This is a genomic window from Amycolatopsis sp. GA6-003 (assembly GCF_046267895.1).
Lineage (GTDB): Bacteria > Actinomycetota > Actinomycetes > Mycobacteriales > Pseudonocardiaceae > Amycolatopsis.
In genome coordinates this window covers 3,940,634-3,957,367 of record NZ_CP176499.1, presented here as the reverse complement: position 1 = coordinate 3,957,367, position 16,734 = coordinate 3,940,634, and the positions used below count along the sequence as shown (strand labels likewise).

At 68.8% G+C, this 16,734-nt stretch carries 14 protein-coding genes and 2 tRNA genes; 12 read left to right on the top strand and 4 right to left on the bottom strand.

Features of this window, described 5'->3' with window-relative positions:
• Positions 1 to 237 precede the first annotated feature (237 nt).
• A complete protein-coding gene (locus F9C12_RS17350) occupies positions 238 to 1,650 on the bottom strand; it encodes a zinc-dependent metalloprotease (protein ID WP_409466589.1) in 1,413 nt (470 codons plus the stop codon).
• Between the two features lie 191 nt (positions 1,651 to 1,841).
• Here F9C12_RS17350 and F9C12_RS17345 point away from each other — a divergent pair, with 191 nt between their 5' ends.
• On the top strand, positions 1,842 to 2,861 hold the full coding sequence (locus F9C12_RS17345; protein WP_409186778.1) for a PDZ domain-containing protein: 1,020 nt from the start codon (positions 1,842 to 1,844) through the stop codon (positions 2,859 to 2,861).
• Between the two features lie 65 nt (positions 2,862 to 2,926).
• On the opposite strand, the gene F9C12_RS17340 is transcribed toward F9C12_RS17345, so the two are convergent.
• The gene (locus F9C12_RS17340; RefSeq protein ID WP_409183020.1) at positions 2,927 to 3,481 is read right to left on the bottom strand and encodes a PPA1309 family protein; all 555 of its coding nucleotides are present in this window, start codon (positions 3,479 to 3,481) and stop codon (positions 2,927 to 2,929) included.
• 149 nt (positions 3,482 to 3,630) lie between these two features.
• Here F9C12_RS17340 and F9C12_RS17335 point away from each other — a divergent pair, with 149 nt between their 5' ends.
• From F9C12_RS17335 to ftsX, 7 genes are all read left to right on the top strand, one after another.
• Entirely contained in the window at positions 3,631 to 6,618 is a 2,988-nt protein-coding gene (locus F9C12_RS17335; protein ID WP_409183019.1) for a UPF0182 family protein, read from the top strand.
• A 67-nt stretch (positions 6,619 to 6,685) separates the two neighbouring features.
• Positions 6,686 to 6,759: transfer RNA gene (locus F9C12_RS17330), tRNA-Met, on the top strand.
• Positions 6,760 to 7,310: 551 nt separating this feature from the next.
• Positions 7,311 to 7,384 (top strand) — tRNA-Met (locus F9C12_RS17325).
• A 239-nt stretch (positions 7,385 to 7,623) separates the two neighbouring features.
• Complete coding sequence (locus F9C12_RS17320) at positions 7,624 to 8,124, top strand: PadR family transcriptional regulator (RefSeq protein WP_116206874.1); 501 nt, start codon at positions 7,624 to 7,626, stop codon at positions 8,122 to 8,124.
• Between the two features lie 64 nt (positions 8,125 to 8,188).
• On the top strand, positions 8,189 to 9,292 hold the full coding sequence (gene prfB, locus F9C12_RS17315; RefSeq protein ID WP_409466588.1) for a peptide chain release factor 2: 1,104 nt from the start codon (positions 8,189 to 8,191) through the stop codon (positions 9,290 to 9,292).
• A gap of 88 nt (positions 9,293 to 9,380) precedes the next feature.
• The gene (ftsE, locus tag F9C12_RS17310; RefSeq protein ID WP_009073292.1) at positions 9,381 to 10,070 is read left to right on the top strand and encodes a cell division ATP-binding protein FtsE; all 690 of its coding nucleotides are present in this window, start codon (positions 9,381 to 9,383) and stop codon (positions 10,068 to 10,070) included.
• A gap of 45 nt (positions 10,071 to 10,115) precedes the next feature.
• Positions 10,116 to 11,009: a permease-like cell division protein FtsX gene (gene ftsX, locus F9C12_RS17305; protein ID WP_009073294.1), complete on the top strand. Its 894-nt coding sequence runs from the start codon at positions 10,116 to 10,118 to the stop codon at positions 11,007 to 11,009.
• A 59-nt stretch (positions 11,010 to 11,068) separates the two neighbouring features.
• On the opposite strand, the gene F9C12_RS17300 is transcribed toward ftsX, so the two are convergent.
• Positions 11,069 to 11,518 (bottom strand): MarR family winged helix-turn-helix transcriptional regulator, encoded by a 450-nt coding sequence (locus F9C12_RS17300; RefSeq protein WP_409183017.1) that lies wholly within the window; start codon positions 11,516 to 11,518, stop codon positions 11,069 to 11,071.
• Positions 11,519 to 11,654: 136 nt separating this feature from the next.
• Between F9C12_RS17300 and F9C12_RS17295 the strand changes: the two genes are divergently transcribed.
• From F9C12_RS17295 to F9C12_RS17280, 4 genes are read left to right on the top strand one after another with little or no spacing between them, the layout of a single operon-like run.
• On the top strand, positions 11,655 to 13,124 hold the full coding sequence (locus tag F9C12_RS17295; protein WP_409466587.1) for an MFS transporter: 1,470 nt from the start codon (positions 11,655 to 11,657) through the stop codon (positions 13,122 to 13,124).
• Complete coding sequence (locus tag F9C12_RS17290; protein ID WP_409466586.1) at positions 13,121 to 13,957, top strand: oxidoreductase; 837 nt, start codon at positions 13,121 to 13,123, stop codon at positions 13,955 to 13,957. The genes F9C12_RS17295 and F9C12_RS17290 overlap by 4 nt, the downstream gene beginning before the upstream one ends.
• Positions 13,958 to 14,010: 53 nt before the next feature.
• Positions 14,011 to 14,493, top strand: coding sequence for an SsrA-binding protein SmpB (gene smpB, locus F9C12_RS17285; RefSeq protein WP_009073296.1), 483 nt, complete (start codon positions 14,011 to 14,013; stop codon positions 14,491 to 14,493).
• Complete coding sequence (locus F9C12_RS17280; RefSeq protein WP_409183014.1) at positions 14,490 to 15,386, top strand: amidohydrolase family protein; 897 nt, start codon at positions 14,490 to 14,492, stop codon at positions 15,384 to 15,386. Before smpB ends, F9C12_RS17280 begins: the two co-directional genes overlap by 4 nt.
• On the opposite strand, the gene F9C12_RS17275 is transcribed toward F9C12_RS17280, so the two are convergent.
• A complete protein-coding gene (locus F9C12_RS17275) occupies positions 15,376 to 16,671 on the bottom strand; it encodes an acyltransferase family protein (protein ID WP_409466585.1) in 1,296 nt (431 codons plus the stop codon). The genes F9C12_RS17280 and F9C12_RS17275 overlap by 11 nt on opposite strands.
• Between the last annotated feature and the right edge of the window lie 63 nt (positions 16,672 to 16,734).

Genomic DNA, 16,734 nt, shown 5'->3' with positions numbered 1-16,734 from the left:
GAGCGGCGGCTGGGTGGAGCCGTGAAGGCGGTGGCTGGGTGGTGCCGTGGAGGCGGCGGGGCGGAGTGGTGAACGGCTGCGGGGCGAAGCCGTGGAAGGCAGCCGCGGATTGACCGTGAAAGAGCTCTGAGGGGCTGGGCATGCTCGGCGGATGTTGGGCGTGCAAATGCCACGCGGACCGTCTCAAGATGGTGAGACGGTCCGCGCGGTGGGTGTGGCCGGGTGGGAAGGCGGGGCTCAGGAAGGGGAGTTGCCTTCGTCCTTCTTCCCCTCGTCCGTGGGGGGCTCGGCACCGGAGTTCTCGGTCCCGGAGTCGGCGTCCTTGGCCTCTCGGGCCTCGCGCTCGGCCTTCTCCGTGCGTTCCAGTTCCGCGATCGGGTCCAGGTCCGATTCGAGGCCTGGCTGTTCGGTCATCCGGTCGGCGAAGTCCAGGGGTTCGTCCAGGTCTTCGGCGGTCGGCATGAGGTCTGGGTGCGACCAGAGGCCGTCGCGTTTTTCGAGGCCGTGGCGGTCTCCGACGAGTTTCCACAGGGAAGACGCGGCGCGCATCCGGCGCGGGCGCAGTTCCAGGCCTACCAGCGTCGCGAAGGTCTGTTCGGCTGGGCCGCCGGTCGCGCGGCGGCGGCGCAGCGTTTCGCGCAGGGCCTCGGCTCCCGGGAGGCGGTCGCCGATGGCCTCGGCCACCACCACGTCCACCCAGCCTTCCACCAGGGCCAGCAGGGTTTCCAGGCGCTTCAGCGCCGCCTGCTGTTCGGGCGTGGTCTGCGGTTCCAGCAGGCCGGACGACATCGCTTCTTCGATGCTCGCCGGGTTCGACGGGTCGATGCTTCCGGCCAAAGACTCCAGCGCGGAGGTGTCGACGGTGATTCCGCGGGCGAACTCCTCGACCGTCGCCAGCAGGCGTTGCCGCAGCCACGGCACGTGCGCGAACAGTCGTTGGTGCGCGGCCTCGCGCGCGGCCAGGAACACCAGCACCTCGCTGGCGGGCAGCTCCAGGCCCTCGGTGAACTTCTCGATGTTCGCGGGCAGCAGCGCCGACGTCGTGGCCGGGCCCAGCGGCAGGCCCACCTCGGTCGACGTGAGCACTTCCTGCGCGAGCTGCGCCAGTGCGTTGCCGAGCTGGGAGCCGAACGCCATCCCGCCCATCTGGCCCATCATCGACAGCAGCGGGCCGGCCGCCTGCTTGGCCTCCTCCGGCAGCGCCTGCATCCACGCCCCGGACACCTGCTGCGCCACCGGGTCGCACAGCCGCTGCCAGGTCGGCAGCGTCTTCTCGACCCAGGTGCGCGCCGACCACGACACCGTCGAGGTCGCGCCCGCGGGGAGGATCGTCGCCGCGTCGAGCCACAGTTCCGCCAGGTGCGCGGCGTCGCGGACGGCGGTGGCGGAGTCGCCGCCGCTCTCGGACGCGAAGCCGATCTTGGCGTCGTCCCGCCCGCTCAGGTTCTGGAGTGCGATCTGCTTCGCCAGGTCGTAGTTGACCGGCCCGCTCGACGAGCCCGCCTGGCTCAGCATCTGGCCCAGCTGGCTCAGCATCTGCCCGAGCTGGTTGAACGCCTCGGCTCCGCCGGGCTGGCCCGGGTTCGAGGGGTCGTTGTCGCCTCGCTTGTCGGGATCGGGCGGTCCGAAGCCGAACGGGGGATTGCTCATAGCTCCACCGTACGCGGGTACGACCCGGCTCAGCGCGTCAACCGTGGCCTTCACCGGGAAGCGAACACAGTCACCGTACGCTGTCGCTCGTGACAAAACCGGACGAGGACACCGCGAACCAGTCCCGCCGCGCCGAGCCGTCGCGCGCGCCGGCCCGCAGCGACCGGCGGCTGACCCGCCGCGGATGGACGATGCTGGTCAGCGGCGTGCTGTTCCTGGTGTTCGTCGTGGCCGGGTTCCTGGTCCAGGTGCCGTATGTCGCGATCAGCCCCGGGCCCACCTACGACACCCTCGGCCGCGACGCCGCGGGCAACCCGGTGATCCAGGTCAAGGGGCAGCAGACCTACGGCACCAGCGGCGAACTGCGGATGACCACCGTCTCGCTCAACGACGGCATCAACCTCTTCACCGCGCTCGGCCTCTGGGCCAGCGGCCGCTACGCGCTCGCGCCGCGCGAGGAGTACTACAAGCCGGGCGAGACGAACGAGCAGGTCAAGCAGGAGAACATCCAGCAGCTGCAGAACTCGCAGAGCAACGCACAGGTCGCCGCGCTGCGCCACCTCGGCTACCCGGTGCAGGTCGTCGCGAAGCAGATCGTGTCCGGCAGCCCGGCCGACCACATCCTCGCCCCCGGCGACAAGCTCATCGCGGTCAACGGCAAGCAGGTGCGCGAGGCGGGCGAGGTCGCCGCCTCGATCGCCAACACCAAGCCGGGTGACACCGTCCAGGTCACCTTCCAGCACCTCGGCCAGCCGGAACGCACCGTGCCGGTCACGCTCGCCCAGCGCGACGACCGCACCCAGGGCTTCCTCGGGCTGACCGCGGTCGACCGCGCGGTCGCGCCGTTCTCCGTCGACATCTCGCTGCAGGACGTCGGCGGCCCGTCGGCCGGGCTGATGTTCACCCTCGCGATCATCGACCGGCTCACCCCGCCCGGGAAGCCGGGCAGCGACCTCGCGGGCGGCCGGCACATCGCGGGCACCGGCGAGATCAGCGAAACCGGCCAGGTCGGGCCGATCGGCGGGATCTCGTTCAAGGTCGTCGGCGCGAAGGAAGCGGGCGCGACCGACTTCCTCGTCCCCGAGCACAACTGCGCCGAGGCCAAATCGGCCGCGCCGGAAGGGCTCAACCTGATCAAGGTGACCAACCTGGACGACGCGCTCAAGCAGCTGGACAACCTGAAGGCCGGTCGCCCGACGGCGCACTGCTGACCGACCCCACCAAAAACAGAAGGGCCCGTTGCGGAAGCACCGGGCCCTTCGTCGTCGGCGCGAGATCAGGGCTGCAGGGTCGCCTTCAGCGCTTCCACCAGGTTCGGCGCGAGATCCGGGCTTTCCACCAGCTCGTCGACCGCGGTCTCGTCCTCGTCGCCCGGCTGGACGCCGCGCAGCCGCATCACGCACGCCGCGTCTCCTTCGCGCAGGACGGCGGCCACCAGCCGGGCCTCGGTGCGGCGCGGGTGGTCCGCGGCGGCGCGGCGGAGGCTTTCGGCGTCCGCCTCGGCGATGCCTTCGAGTTCCGCCTCCGCGTCCGGGGGCAGCACGATGATCTCCTGCGCCAGCGCGCAGCCGACCACGATCTCCGGCCACGCGATCCGGCCGAGCGATTCGGCGAGGTCGCCGTCCGGCAGCGCCTCCTGGGCCACCGGCGTCAGCGGGTTCGCCCGGTCGAGCTGACCGGCCAGCTCCGGCTGCTCGTCCAGCAGCGCCGCGGTCGGCACCAGCGCGAACAACTGCGGCGGCTGATTCCAGCCCGCGGACGCGACGAACTCTTCGACTTCCCGGGCCAGCCCGGCGACAGGGTGGGCGGCAGACGGCTCACTCGGTGGCATGGCGACCATCGTGTCAGGCGTCCCCGCGACGCGCCGCGCGTGCCCGGTTTGGGCGGTCCCGGGAACTCGCGGCACCATCCGTAGAGTTAGAGGTCACGGGGGACACCGCTGTCCCCGGAGAACGTGTTCACGAAGACAGGAGCATTGCCGTGGCGACTCGGCCCCCGGTGAGCCTGAAGCTGTCCCGGCGCAGCCGGATCCTTCTCATCATCGCCGCGGTGATCGTGCTGGCCCTGCTGGCCGGCGTCCGGTTGCTCGACACCTACGTGGACTGGCTGTGGTTCGGCGAGTTGCAGGCGCGGTCGGTGTTCACCACGCAGGTGGTCACCCGCATCGTGCTCTTCTTCGCGGTGGGGCTGCTGGTCGGCGGGGCGCTGGCGGTCAGCCTGCTGATCGCCTACCGCACGCGTCCGGTGTTCGTGCCGGTGTCCGGCCGCGACGATCCGCTGTCGCGCTACCGCTCGGTGATCGTCAGCCGGATCCGGCTCTTCGGCATCGGCATCCCGGTGCTCACCGGCGTCATCTCGGGCGCCTCGGCGAGCGGGGACTGGCAGACGATCCAGCTGTTCCTGAACGGCACCTCGTTCGGGCAGAAAGACCCCGAGTTCGGCATCGACCTCGGCTTCTACGCGTTCTCGCTGCCGTTCGTGAACTGGCTGCTCGGCTGGCTGTTCGTCACCGTCGTCGTCTCGTTCTTCGGCGCGCTGATCGCGCACTACATCTTCGGCGGCATCCGGCTCGCCGGCCGCGGCGGCCAGCTGGCCGGCCCGACGCGCGCGCAGCTCGCCATCACGGTCGGGCTTTTCGTGCTGCTGAAGGCGGTCGAGTACTTCTTCGACCGGTACAACCTGCTGCTGTCCGACCGGAACATGCCGCTGTTCAACGGAGCCACCTACACCGACCTCAACGCGGTGCTCCCGGCGAAGCTGATCCTGCTGTGCATTTCGGTGATCTGCGCGATCGCCTTCTTCGCGGGCGCTTTCCTGCGGAATCTGCAGCTGCCGGCGATTTCTCTGGTCCTGCTGATCCTCTCCGGCGTCCTCGTCGGCGTCGCCTGGCCGGCGATTCTCGACCAGTTCTCGGTCAAGCCGAACGCCAACGAGAAGGAAGCGACGTCGATCCAGCGCAACATGGACGCGACGCGCGCGGCCTACGGCCTCACCAACGTCAAATACGAGCAGTACCCGGGCAAGACCGAAACCACCGCGGACGCGGTGAAAGCCGACACCGGCACGGTCTCCAACATCCGGCTGCTCGACCCGAACATCCTCAGCGACACCTTCACCCAGCGCGTCGGCCGCGAGAACTTCTACGGCTTCCCGTCCAAACTGGACATCGACCGGTACACCATCGGCGGCACCACGCAGGACTACATCGTGGCCGCCAAGGAAATGAAGACCGACGGGCTCACCGGCAACCAGAACAACTGGATCAACAAGCACATGGTCTACACGCACGGCAACGGCTTCGTGGCCGCGCCCGCGAACACGATCGACCGTGCGGTGAAGGATTCGAACTCCGACGGCGGCTACCCGATCGCCACCACGAGCGACACCAGCAACCCCACCGGCGCCGGCTCGGTCAACGGCCAGCCGGGGATCAAGGTCGACCAGCCGCGGATCTACTACGGCGAGCTGACCAACCAGTCCGACTACGCGATCGTCGGCGGCACCCCGGGCAAGGCCCCCGGCGAATACGACACCGACGCCCAGCGCGGCTACCTCTACCAGGGCAAGGGCGGCGTCTCGCTCGACAACTGGTTCAACCGGCTGATGTTCGCCGCCGAATACCGCGAACCGAAGATCCTCTTCTCCGACGCCATCGGCGACGGCTCGAAGATCATGTACAACCGCGAACCGCGCGACCGCGTCGCGAAGGTCGCCCCGTGGCTCACCCTCGACGGCGACCCGTACCCGGCGGTGGTCAACGGCCGCATCCAGTGGATCGTCGACGGCTACACCACGCTCGACAACTACCCGTACGCCCAGCAGACGCAGCTCGGCGAGGCCACCAACGACTCGCTCAACGGCGTCACCAAACAGGCGAACAACACGATCAACTACATCCGAAACTCGGTGAAGGCGACCGTCGACGCGTTCGACGGCACCGTGAACCTGTACTCGATCGACGACAACGAACCCGTCCTCAAGGCGTGGGAGAACGTCTTCCCCGGCATCGTGAAACCCAGCTCGGAGATTTCGCCGGAACTGCGTTCCCACTTCCGCTACCCCGAGGACCTGTTCAAGATCCAGCGCGAACTGCTCGCCCGCTACCACGTGGAGAGCCCGCAGGAGTTCTACGCGCAGCAGGCGTTCTGGAGCGTCCCGCAGGACCCGACCGAGGACGGCAGCTCCACCACGGCCGGAGCCAACGTCGCCAACCAGCCCGGCTACTACGTCCTCGCCAACGCGGCGGGCGAAGGCAGGCCGACGTTCCAGCTGACGAGCGCGCTCACCGGCCTGCAACGGCAATACCTCTCCGCCTGGATGTCCATCTCCTCCGACCCGCAGGACTACGGGACCATCCGCGTCCTGCGGCTGCCGCCGGCCAGCGGCGCCAACCAGGTCGACGGACCCGTCCAGGTGCAGAACCGGTTCCAGAGCGACCCCCGCGTCGCCCAAGACCGGACCCTGCTGAACAACCCCAACGTCATCCCCATCTACGGAAACCTGATCACGCTGCCGGTCGCCGACGGATTCCTCTACGTCGAACCCGTCTACATCCGCCAGCGCAACCAGCTCAGCTACCCGCAGCTCGCGCGCGTGCTCGTCTCCTACGGAGCCAAGATCGGCTTCGCGTCCACCCTCAACGAAGCACTCGACCAGGTCTTCGGCAAAGGCACCGGCGCGGCGGCCACCACCCCGAAGGAAGGCGAACCCGGCACCACCACGACCCCGCCGACCTCCAGCACCGCCCCGCCGCCGCCCAGCACCGGCGGCAGCAACCCGGCCATGGACAAAGCGGTCGCCGACATCCAAGCCGCGCTCGCCAAGCTCAAGGCGGCACAGCAGTCCGGCAACTTCGCCGACCAAGGCGCCGCGCTCCAAGCACTCGACGCCGCCACCAAGGAATACAACTCCGCCAAACCCACGACGCCGCCCCCGTCCAACGGCCCCACCTCCCAGCCCGGCGGGTGACGTCGGTTACGTAATAGGCACCTGCTTTGCGCCTCCGGGAAACCAAGGCGTAAGGTAGGTCCTACGACGCGGGGTGGAGCAGCTCGGTAGCTCGCTGGGCTCATAACCCAGAGGTCGCAGGTTCAAATCCTGTCCCCGCTACAGAGATGGGAGACCCATCCTCGCCTACTGCGCGAGGGTGGGTCTCTTTCGTCATTGCCCTGGGGGTCGAACCCCCAGACCCCCGCCAGGGGGCAAGCCCCCTGGACCCCCTGAGTGGGTGCGTTGGGTGGGTGGGCTTCGGTTGGTCTTCTCTTGCGTTGGGTTGCCTTTGCTCGCGGAGCGAGCTTGGCCGGGTGGGGGCTTCTCGGTTTGGGTTCGGTTGGGTGGGGGTGGGGCTGTGTCTTTCGGGGGGTTGGTTCTCTCGGGGCAAAGTCGCCTTGAGGGCAAAGGGTTGGGCTTGGGGCGGCAGGTTTAGACCTCTTCTTTTGTCTTGTGTAGAGGGTCGGGAAGTGTTGGGGGAGTTGGAATATTCCGGTGCCGGGGGGGCGGGGCGGGGGTGGTGGGGGTGTGGGGGCGTGGTGTTTTTGTCGGTGAGTGTGGGGTTTTCGTCGGGGGGTTGGGGGGGCGGTCGGTGTTTTTGCTGGTTGGGGGCGTTTGTGGGGGTGGTGTTCGGGGGGATTTTCGGGGGTGTAGGGTTGTGTTTACAACGACGCGGGGTGGAGCAGCTCGGTAGCTCGCTGGGCTCATAACCCAGAGGTCGCAGGTTCAAATCCTGTCCCCGCTACTTGGAAACCAGTCGGGGCTCGTGCGGATGCACGGGCCCCGGCTTTTTTGTGCGCCATTTGGCCGTCGCTCGGGTGGTGGTTGCGGCGCGGTGATCGTTTCGGCGGTGGTTGCGGAGCGTGGCAGAGTCTATTGTGGACATACCTGCGGACTGGGCTGTTAGAGGGGTTACCGCAGGCCACAATGGACTGATTCGTGACCACTGTGGACACAGCGGCGGATAAGTGGGACCGTAGAGGGGTGTCCGAATTGAATGCAACCGCCGCCGCTCTGCTCGGTCTGCTCCACGACGGCCCCGCCACCGGCGGGCAGCTCGTGTCGGGCGCCGACGAGCGCTTCGGCGCCTTCTTCAGTGTCACCCGCAGCCAGGTCTACCGCGAGCTCCCGGCGCTCTCGAAAGAGGGTCTCGTCCGGCTCGGCAAGCAAGGACCCCGTTCGAGCCAGCAGTACGTGCTCACCGCGGCCGGCAAGAAGGCCTTCAAGACGTGGCTCACGTCCGAGGCCGGACCCGACCACCTGCGCAGCCCGCTCATCCTGCGGCTCGTGCACGCTGGCTCCCTGACGGCCAAGCAGCGCACCGCGCTGCTCGACAGCGCCCGCACCACCTACCAGGCGCAGCTCGAAGAGGCCAAAAACGCCACCAAGACCGCCGACGGCCCCTACGCCAAAGCGGTCGCCGAGTTCGCCCAGGCGCAGGCCAAGGCCGCGCTGAAGCTGCTCGACTCGATCCCGCAGGCCTGAGCTCAGGCCCGGCCCCACGACCGGTTCGCGACCGGTCGTGGGTTTTGCCGTAACCTTGTCCGACGTGAGCGATGAGTTCGATGCGGCCCTGAAGGACCTGACCGGCAAGCTGACGCAGATCGAGTCGGTGATGGACCTCGAAGCGCTGCGCGCGCAGGTCGCCGAGCTCGAAGAGCAGGCGTCCAGCCCCACCCTCTGGGACAACGTGGAGGAAGCCCAGAAGGTCACCAGCCAGCTGTCCCACCGGCAGGCCGAGCTGCGCCGCGTCTCCGAACTGCGCCAGCGCCTCGACGACCTGGGCGTCCTCTACGAGCTCGCCGCCGACGAAGGCGACAGCGGCAGCATGACCGAGGCCGAAGGCGACCTCGCCGACCTCGCCAAGGACATCGACGCGCTCGAAGTCCGCACCCTGCTGTCCGGCGAATACGACGACCGCAACGCCGTCGTCAACATCCGCTCCGAAGCAGGCGGCGTCGACGCGGCCGACTTCGCCGAAATGCTGCTCCGGATGTACCTCCGCTGGGCGGAACGCCACGGCTACGCCACCGACGTCTTCGACATCTCCTACGCCGAAGAAGCGGGCATCAAATCCGCCACCTTCAAGGTGACCGCCCCGTACGTCTACGGCACCCTCTCGGTCGAGCAGGGCACCCACCGCCTCGTGCGGATCTCGCCGTTCGACAACCAGAGCCGCCGGCAGACGTCCTTCGCGCACGTCGAGGTCCTGCCCGAGGTCGAGGAAGTCGACCACGTCGACATCCCGGAAAAGGACATCCGCGTCGACGTGTACCGCTCGTCCGGCCCCGGCGGGCAGAGCGTCAACACGACCGACTCCGCGGTCCGCCTCACCCACCTCCCGACCGGCATCGTCGTCTCGTGCCAGAACGAGAAATCGCAGCTGCAGAACAAGGCCGCCGCGATGAAGGTCCTCCAGGCGCGCCTGCTGCAGCGCAAAAAAGAGGAGGAACGGGCCGAAATGGACGCGCTCAAGGACGGCGGCTCCAGCTGGGGCAACCAGATGCGCTCCTACGTGCTGCACCCGTACCAGATGGTGAAGGACCTGCGCACCGAATTCGAGGTCGGCAACCCCAGCGCGGTGCTCGACGGCGACATCGACGGCTTCCTCGAGGCCGGGATCCGCTGGCGCAAGCAGGCGAACGCGGCCTGACCGCCCGAGCAGCGCCGGAACGAGGCGCGGGTCACCCAAGGCACCGGCAACCCGGGCTTAACGGGGCCCATGGGTAGTATGCCGAACCGTGATCCGGCTCGAAGAGGTTTCCAAGGTCTACAAGACCTCGACCCGTCCCGCCCTCGAACGGGTGTCGGTCGAGATCGACAAGGGTGAGTTCGTCTTCCTCATCGGCCCGTCCGGCTCCGGGAAGTCGACGTTCCTGCGGCTGCTGCTGCGGGAGGAAGTGCCCTCCAAGGGGCGGGTCATGGTGTCGAACTTCGACGTCGCCAAGCTCGCCCGGCGCAGGGTCCCCCGGCTGCGCCAGACCATCGGCTGCGTGTTCCAGGACTTCCGGCTGCTGGCCAACAAAACCGTCGCGGAAAACGTCGCGTTCGCCCTCGAGGTCATCGGGAAACCGCGGCCCACGATCCGCAAGGTCGTGCCCGAGGTGCTCGAACTCGTCGGCCTCGACGGCAAAGCCGACCGGCTGCCCAACGAGCTCTCCGGCGGCGAGCAGCAGCGCGTCGCGATCGCCCGCGCGTTCGTGAACCGCCCGCTCGTCCTGCTCGCCGACGAGCCCACCGGGAACCTCGACCCGGACACCAGCCAGGACATCATGCTGCTGCTGGAGCGGATCAACCGCACCGGCACCACCGTGCTGATGGCCACGCACGACCATTCCATCGTGGACTCGATGCGGCGGCGGGTCGTCGAGCTGCAGCTCGGTCGCGTGATCCGCGACGACGCCCGCGGCGTCTACGGCATCGGCCGCTGACGCACCCCGCCCTTTTCCGCCCCGACCCAAGGAATTACGAGAGCGATGCGTGCCAGTTTCGTCTTCAGCGAGGTCGTCACCGGTTTGCGCCGGAACGTCACGATGACCATCGCGATGATCCTCACCACCGCGGTCTCGCTCGCCATGCTCGGCGGCGGTCTGCTCGCCGTGCGCACGATCGACAAGATGAAGGCGAACTTCCTCGCCGAAGTCGAGGTTTCGGTCGCGCTGGTCGACGACGTGAGCGCGAACGACAAGAACTGCACGCAGGCGCTCTGCAACGGGCTCCGCCAGTCGCTGCAGAACAACCCCGGCGTCGAATCGGTCGTCTACGAGAACCGCGACCAGGCCTACGACCGCTTCAAGAAGATCTTCGCGAGCCAGCCCGAACTGCTCGAGCTGACCGGCCCGGAGGCGCTGCCCGCGTCGCTGCAGGTGAAGCTGAAGGACCCGGACCGGTCCGACGCGATCATCAAGCAATACACCGGCCAGCCCGGCGTCAAGAAGGTCGACGACCAGAAGAAATTCCTCGACCGCGTGTTCAACGTCTTCAACGGCGTCCGGAACATCGCGTTCGTGATGGCGCTCATCATGGCCGTCGCCGCACTCCTGCTGATCGCGAACACCATTCAGGTTTCGGCGTTCACGAGGCGGACGGAAGTCGGCATCATGCGCCTGGTGGGCGCGACGCGCTGGTATACCCAGCTGCCGTTCCTCCTGGAGGCGGTGGTCGCCGGCACGGTCGGCGCCGTGCTCGGGGTGGTGTTCCTGCTTCTGACGAAGCTGTCCTTCCTCGACACGGTCTTCACCGGCGAAGTGTTCCCGCAGATCACCACCCTCGAGGTGCTGTTCCCGGTCGCGCCGATCCTGCTGGCGGTGTCGATCGTGATCTCGGCGATCACCGGCTACGTCACGCTGCGGCTGTACGTGCGCCACTAGCCGCTCTTCTTCGCACCCGAACCGCCCGGCGAACGTTTTCGCCGGGCGGTTCGCGCGTTTCAGCCGCCTTCGCCCAGCACCTTGACCGCGCGCGCCAGGAGCGCGCGCAGCAGCTGCTCCTCTTCCGGCTCGAACTCCGCGGACAACCGCGCCTCCACGGCGAGCGCGGCTTCGTTGGCCTTGCGGAAGACCGCGTGCCCGGACCGCGTCAAGCGCGCGATGAGCACCTGCGCGTGCACCTCAGAGGGGGTGCGCTCGACCAGGTTCTTCGACTCCAAAGTGGACAGCAGGGACGTCATGCTCTGCGGGGTCACGCAGCACACCCGGGCCAGCTGCGCCCCGGACAGCGGCGCGACCGACAACGCGTGCATCGCCGCGTACTGCGGAACCGACAGCCCGAACGGCTTGAGGACGCGGCCTTTCTCCGCCATCAGGGCCACCTCGGCGCGCTTGAGGTGATTGCCGAGTCGCGGGTCCAGCTTCTCCGCGATCCGCTCTTCGACGCCCATTGCGACCTCCTAGCCCGCCCCCAAGCTATCAGCCTTCGAACACTCCCTCGGCCCCTGCGACTTGACATCAGCGTACGAATGCTGCTTCGATCGCTGTTGTCTATCAGGCTTCGAATGGTTTAGGTGGGGGATCTTCATGGGGGTCATCGCCGCGCCGCGGCGGGTCGAGCCGGGTCTCACGTTGTTCGCGGTTTGCGCGGCGATCGTGCTGGTCCCGGTCACGGCGACCGGTGCTTCGCTCGCGCTGCCCGACATCAGCGGCAGCCTCGCCACCAGCCTCTCGTCCGCGCAGTGGGTGGTGAACGCGTTCTTCCTGACCTTCGCCAGCTTCATGGCGATCACCGGTTCGCTGGCCGATCTGACCGGACGGCGGCGGATGTTCGCCGCCGGCATCGGGCTGTTCTGCGCCGCGATGCTGGCGGCCGCGTGCGCGCCGGCGATCGGGGTGCTGATCGCCGCCAGGGCGCTCGCCGGGATCGGCGCGGCCTGCGTGATCACCGGCGGCAGCGCACTGCTCGCGCACGCTTTCGAGGGCGCCGCGCGCACGCGGGCGTTCGGCGTGTTCGGCACGGCGATCGGGCTCGGCCTGGCGTTCGGTCCGCTGGCCGCCGGGGTATTGGTGACGTCGCTGGGCGGCTGGCGGATGTTCTTCGGCATCGCCGCGGTGGTTGTGCTGCCGTTGCTGGGGGTGGTGCCGAAGCTCGCCGAATCGAAGGACGCGCATCCGGCCGGTCCGGACTGGCCGGGTGCGCTCGCCTTCACCCTCGGGCTGTCGCTGTTCGTGCTCGCGCTGGTCGAGGGCCCGGAACTCGGCTGGGACAGCCCGCTGGTGCTGGCCTCCTTCGCCGGGTTCGCGGTCCTGCTGGCCGGGTTCGTGGCGATCGAACGCCGCGCGGAACACCCGATGATCGACGTGTCGTTGTTCGCTCAGCCGCGGTTCCTGGCGATCTGCGCGATGCCGGTGCTGCTGGGATTCGGTTTCGTGGCGCTGCTCATCGTGCTGCCCGCGTATTTCATGGCGGTGGACGGCATGAGCGCGCTCGCCGCCGGGCTGCTGCTGATGCTGCTCACCGGGCCGACGCTGGTCGTGCCGGTGGTGGTCGGTTCGATCGCGCACCGGGTGTCGCAGCGGCTGCTGCTGGTGACGACCCTGGTGCTCGTCGCGGTCGGGGCGGCCTGGCTGACGGTGGTGCACCCGGGTGCGGAAACCGGGGAGATCGCCGGGCCGCTGCTGTGCGTCGGGGCCGGGTTCGGCGTTTCGCTGGCGATTCTCGACGGCGCTGCGGTGTCGTCGGTGGAACCGGCTCGGGCCGGGATGGCGGCGGGGGTGTTCAACACGATGCGGCTGGGCGGGGAATCCGTCTCGATCGCCGTGCTGGGCTCGCTGCTCGCCGCGGTGACCCAGTCCCGGCTCGGGTCCGGATTGGGGCCGGAGCGGGCGGGCGCGATCACCGCGAAGCTGCTGCAAGGGGAAATGACCGGCGGTGCACCGGCGGCTGCTGCGTACACGAGCGCACTGCACGTCGGGCTTTGGACCATCGCCGCCATATCGACGCTCGGCGCGATCGCGGTCGGGCTGCTTACCAAGGAAGGGGAAACGGCATGAGTGCACGGGTTTGGCTGATCACGGGGGCTTCGTCGGGGTTCGGCCGGGAGCTGGTGGTCGCCGCGCTGGCGGCGGGGGACACCGTCGCGGCGGCGGTGCGGCGTCCGGAATCGGTCGCTGACCTGGTCGCGAGTGCGCCGGACCGGATCTCGGCGGTGCGGCTCGACATGACCGACGAGGCGCGGATCGAGCCGGCGGTGGCCGAGGTGCTCGACCGGTACGGCCGGATCGACGTGCTGGTCAACAACGCGGGCCGGGGACTCATCGGAGCGGCCGAGGAAGTCACCGCCGCCGAGCTGCGGGCCCTGATGGACCTCAACTTCTTCGGCCCGGTCGCGCTGACCAAGGCGGTGCTGCCGCACCTGCGGGAGCGGGGGAGCGGGGCGATCGTGCAGATGAGCAGCCAGGCCGGGCGGTTCGCGTTCGGCGGCGTCAGCGCGTACGCCTCGACCAAGTTCGCGCTCGAAGGCTGGTCGGAGGCGCTGGCGGAGGAACTCGAGCCGTGGGGCGTCCACGTGCTGATCGTCGAGCCGGGCGCCTTCCGCACGGCGTTCAACGAGCCGGGAGTGCTGCTGTTCACGCAGGAGGGCGGGGCGTACCGCGAGCAGCTCGGGCCGATTCGCACCCACCTGGCCGAGGTGGCCGGCCGGCAGCCGGGCGACCCGGTCAAGGCCGCCGAGGCGATCCTCGCCGCGCTGGCCGCCGAACGTCCTCCGCTGCGGCTCGCGCTGGGCACGGACGCGGCCGACAACGTCGCGGCCAGCTACGAGCGCGGGCAGGCGGAGCTGGCGGCGTGGGAAAAGGTCGCCAGGAGCACTGACTTCGCTGGGTGACCGGCCGTAAACCGGCGTGCTTGATCACCTGTGCGGCACGTAAACTGGCCGGTATGCCCAAGGAACGTGGACAGAAGGTCATCGCGTCGAACCGCAAGGCTCGGCACGACTACTCCATCCTGGACACCTATGAGGCCGGGATGGTGCTGCAGGGCACGGAGGTCAAAAGCCTCCGGGCCGGCAAGGCCTCCCTGGTGGACGCGTTCGCGACGGTGGACGACGGCGAGGTGTGGCTGCGCAACGTCCACATCCCGGAGTACACCCAGGGCACCTGGACCAACCACATGCCGCGGCGCACGCGGAAGCTGCTGCTGCACCGGCGAGAGATCGAACGGCTCATCGGCAAGACCAAGGAAAGCGGTCTGTCGCTGGTGCCGCTGTCGATGTACTTCAAGGACGGCAAGGTCAAGGTCGAGATCGCGCTGGCCAAGGGCAAGAAGGCCTACGACAAGCGGCAGACGCTGGCCAAACGCGACGCGCAGAAGGACATCAGCCGCGCGATGGGGCGGGCGCTGAAGGGCCGGTTCACGGAGTGAGCGCCGGCCCGGCCGCCGATGCCGACGTCCCGGGCTGGATCGCCGGGCTCGGCCTCGACGGGATCGTCGACCTGCACGTCCACTTCCTGCCGAAGTCCGTGCTGGACAAGGTGTGGGCCTATTTCGACCGCGCCGAGCAGCACTACGGCACGCCGTGGCCGATCCACTACCGCACGCCGGAGGCGGAGCGGATCGAAACGCTGCGCGCGCTGGGCGTGAAAACGTTCGCGCCGCTGGTGTATCCGCACAAGCCGGGCATGGCGGAGTGGCTCACGTCGTGGGTGCTGGAGTTCGCCGAGCAGGTTCCGGAAGCCGTGCCCACCGGCACGTTCTATCCGGAGCCTGCTGCGGCGTCCTCAGTGGACAGTGCGTTGCGCGCGGGAGCCCGGTGTTTCAAGGCACACGTGCAGGTCGGGGCGTATGACCCGCGGGACGAGCTGCTCGACCCGGTGTGGGGCTCGCTGTCCGACGCGGGCGTGCCGGTGGTGATCCACTGTGGACACGGGCCGTTGCGCGGCGATTTCACCGGGCTCGAGGTGTTCGAGGAAGTCCTGCAGCGGCATCCGCGGCTCACCGCCGTCCTCGCGCACGCCGCGATGCCCCAGTTCACCACCGCGTTCGAGCTGATGGCCCGCTATCCGCGAGTGCATCTCGACACCACCATGGTCGGCGTGCCGTTCGCGGAGGCGATGTCGCCGCTGCCACCGGACTGGACGGCCCGGCTGGCGGAGGTCGCCGACCGCGTGGTGCTCGGCACCGACTTCCCGAACATCCCGTACTCCTACGCCACGCAGCTGCGGGCGATCGCCGGCTGGGCGGCCGACGATCGCCTTGGCGAGCCGTTCCTGCGAGCGGTGCTGCACGACACCCCCGCGAAGCTGCTCAGCGTTTGACCGGCACGAGGGCCCGGCTCAGCGCCACTTGCCGTCCAGCCAGCGCGTACCCGGCCGCGACCAGCGCGACCCAGGGCAGCGGACCGGTCAGCAGGTGGTCGCTCAGCGGGGCGAACCCGTGCGCGGCCAGGCCGAGGAGACCGCCGGAGGCGAGCAGGCCGGCCAGCACCAGCTGCGGCGTCCGAGCGGTCACGACCAGGCCGTCCGGCTGCGTCTCGAAGCGTTCGAACAGCCGCAGCAGGCCCAGCAGCACCGCGCCGCACACGGCGAGCCAGGCAGGCACCATCAGGAACCACATCGACGAACCCGGGGCCGGCGTCGAGTAGCCGAGGCCCAGGACGGTCACGCCGGAAACCACGACCAGCGCCGGCATGTGCCAGAGATAGACCGACATGAACCGCGGGCTGAGCCAGCTGAGCGCGGCGGTGACGCGGGGGAGCGAGACGAGCTTGTCGCGGAAGGCCAGCAGGAATCCGATCTGACCGAGCGCGAGGAACAGCAGCAGGACGGTCGGCGGGCTCATGTTGGACACCGGCGCGCCCGGCATGCCGATCATGCTCGCCGGGTACGGACCGAACGCGACCAGCAGGGCCGTCACCCCGAAACCGGCGGCGGACACGGCGAGCGCGGCCCGGCGGCCGAGCAAGCCGAGGCGGCCTTCGACGTAGTGGAAACCGAGCTGGTGCACCGCGACCCAGACGATGACGGCGTTGGCGTAACCGAGCAGGCCGAGGTCGGAAAACCTTGCTACGTCAACGAGAACGCCCAATCCGGCCAGTACCGCTGGCACCGCGAGTCCCCAGCGCCGATGTGCGGCGACCATCAGCGGCGTGAGCAGCACGGTGAGCAGGTAGACCGAGAGGAACCAGAGCAGCTGCGCGGCGATCGCGCTGGCCACCTGGACCGGTTGTGGAGGAACTCCCATGCCCTGCAACAGATCCGGCACGACGAGCCACACCGCCATCAGCGGCAGAACGGGAACGAGCAGCCGCCGCACGCGTCCGGCGAACCAGGTGCGGGTGGATTCCGCGCGGCGCAAGGAAATCAGGTTTGCCGCGCCACCAGCGAAAAAGACCAATGGCATGACCTGCGAAGCCCACGTGATGATCCACCAGTCAGGTGTCGCGAGGGCGTTGCCGGTGGCGAGAGTGTTGCCGGAGAAGGAAAGCACCGGCATCGTCCAGTGCTGCGCGACCACCGCGAGGATCGCCCCGGCACGCACTACGTCGAGAAATGTGTCCCGGGTCGCCCTGGTGCCGCGGGTCTGCAGCTGGCTCGTCGTCATGCTGACGAGCTTGTCGGTTTCCGGGCTGCTAAACAGCGGTGCAGACCACCGAAAACGGGGTCG

Excerpts from the sequence above, each read along its gene's own strand:
- F9C12_RS17350 (WP_409466589.1), bottom strand. The coding sequence starts at position 1,650 with ATGAGCAATCCCCCGTTCGGCTTCGGACCGCCCGATCCCGACAAGCGA.
- F9C12_RS17345 (WP_409186778.1), top strand. The coding sequence starts at position 1,842 with ATGCTGGTCAGCGGCGTGCTGTTCCTGGTGTTCGTCGTGGCCGGGTTC.
- F9C12_RS17340 (WP_409183020.1), bottom strand. The coding sequence starts at position 3,481 with ATGCCACCGAGTGAGCCGTCTGCCGCCCACCCTGTCGCCGGGCTGGCC.
- ftsX (WP_009073294.1), top strand. The coding sequence starts at position 10,116 with ATGCGTGCCAGTTTCGTCTTCAGCGAGGTCGTCACCGGTTTGCGCCGG.
- F9C12_RS17300 (WP_409183017.1), bottom strand. The coding sequence starts at position 11,518 with ATGGGCGTCGAAGAGCGGATCGCGGAGAAGCTGGACCCGCGACTCGGC.
- F9C12_RS17295 (WP_409466587.1), top strand. The coding sequence starts at position 11,655 with ATGGGGGTCATCGCCGCGCCGCGGCGGGTCGAGCCGGGTCTCACGTTG.
- F9C12_RS17290 (WP_409466586.1), top strand. The coding sequence starts at position 13,121 with ATGAGTGCACGGGTTTGGCTGATCACGGGGGCTTCGTCGGGGTTCGGC.
- smpB (WP_009073296.1), top strand. The coding sequence starts at position 14,011 with ATGCCCAAGGAACGTGGACAGAAGGTCATCGCGTCGAACCGCAAGGCT.
- F9C12_RS17275 (WP_409466585.1), bottom strand. The coding sequence starts at position 16,671 with ATGACGACGAGCCAGCTGCAGACCCGCGGCACCAGGGCGACCCGGGAC.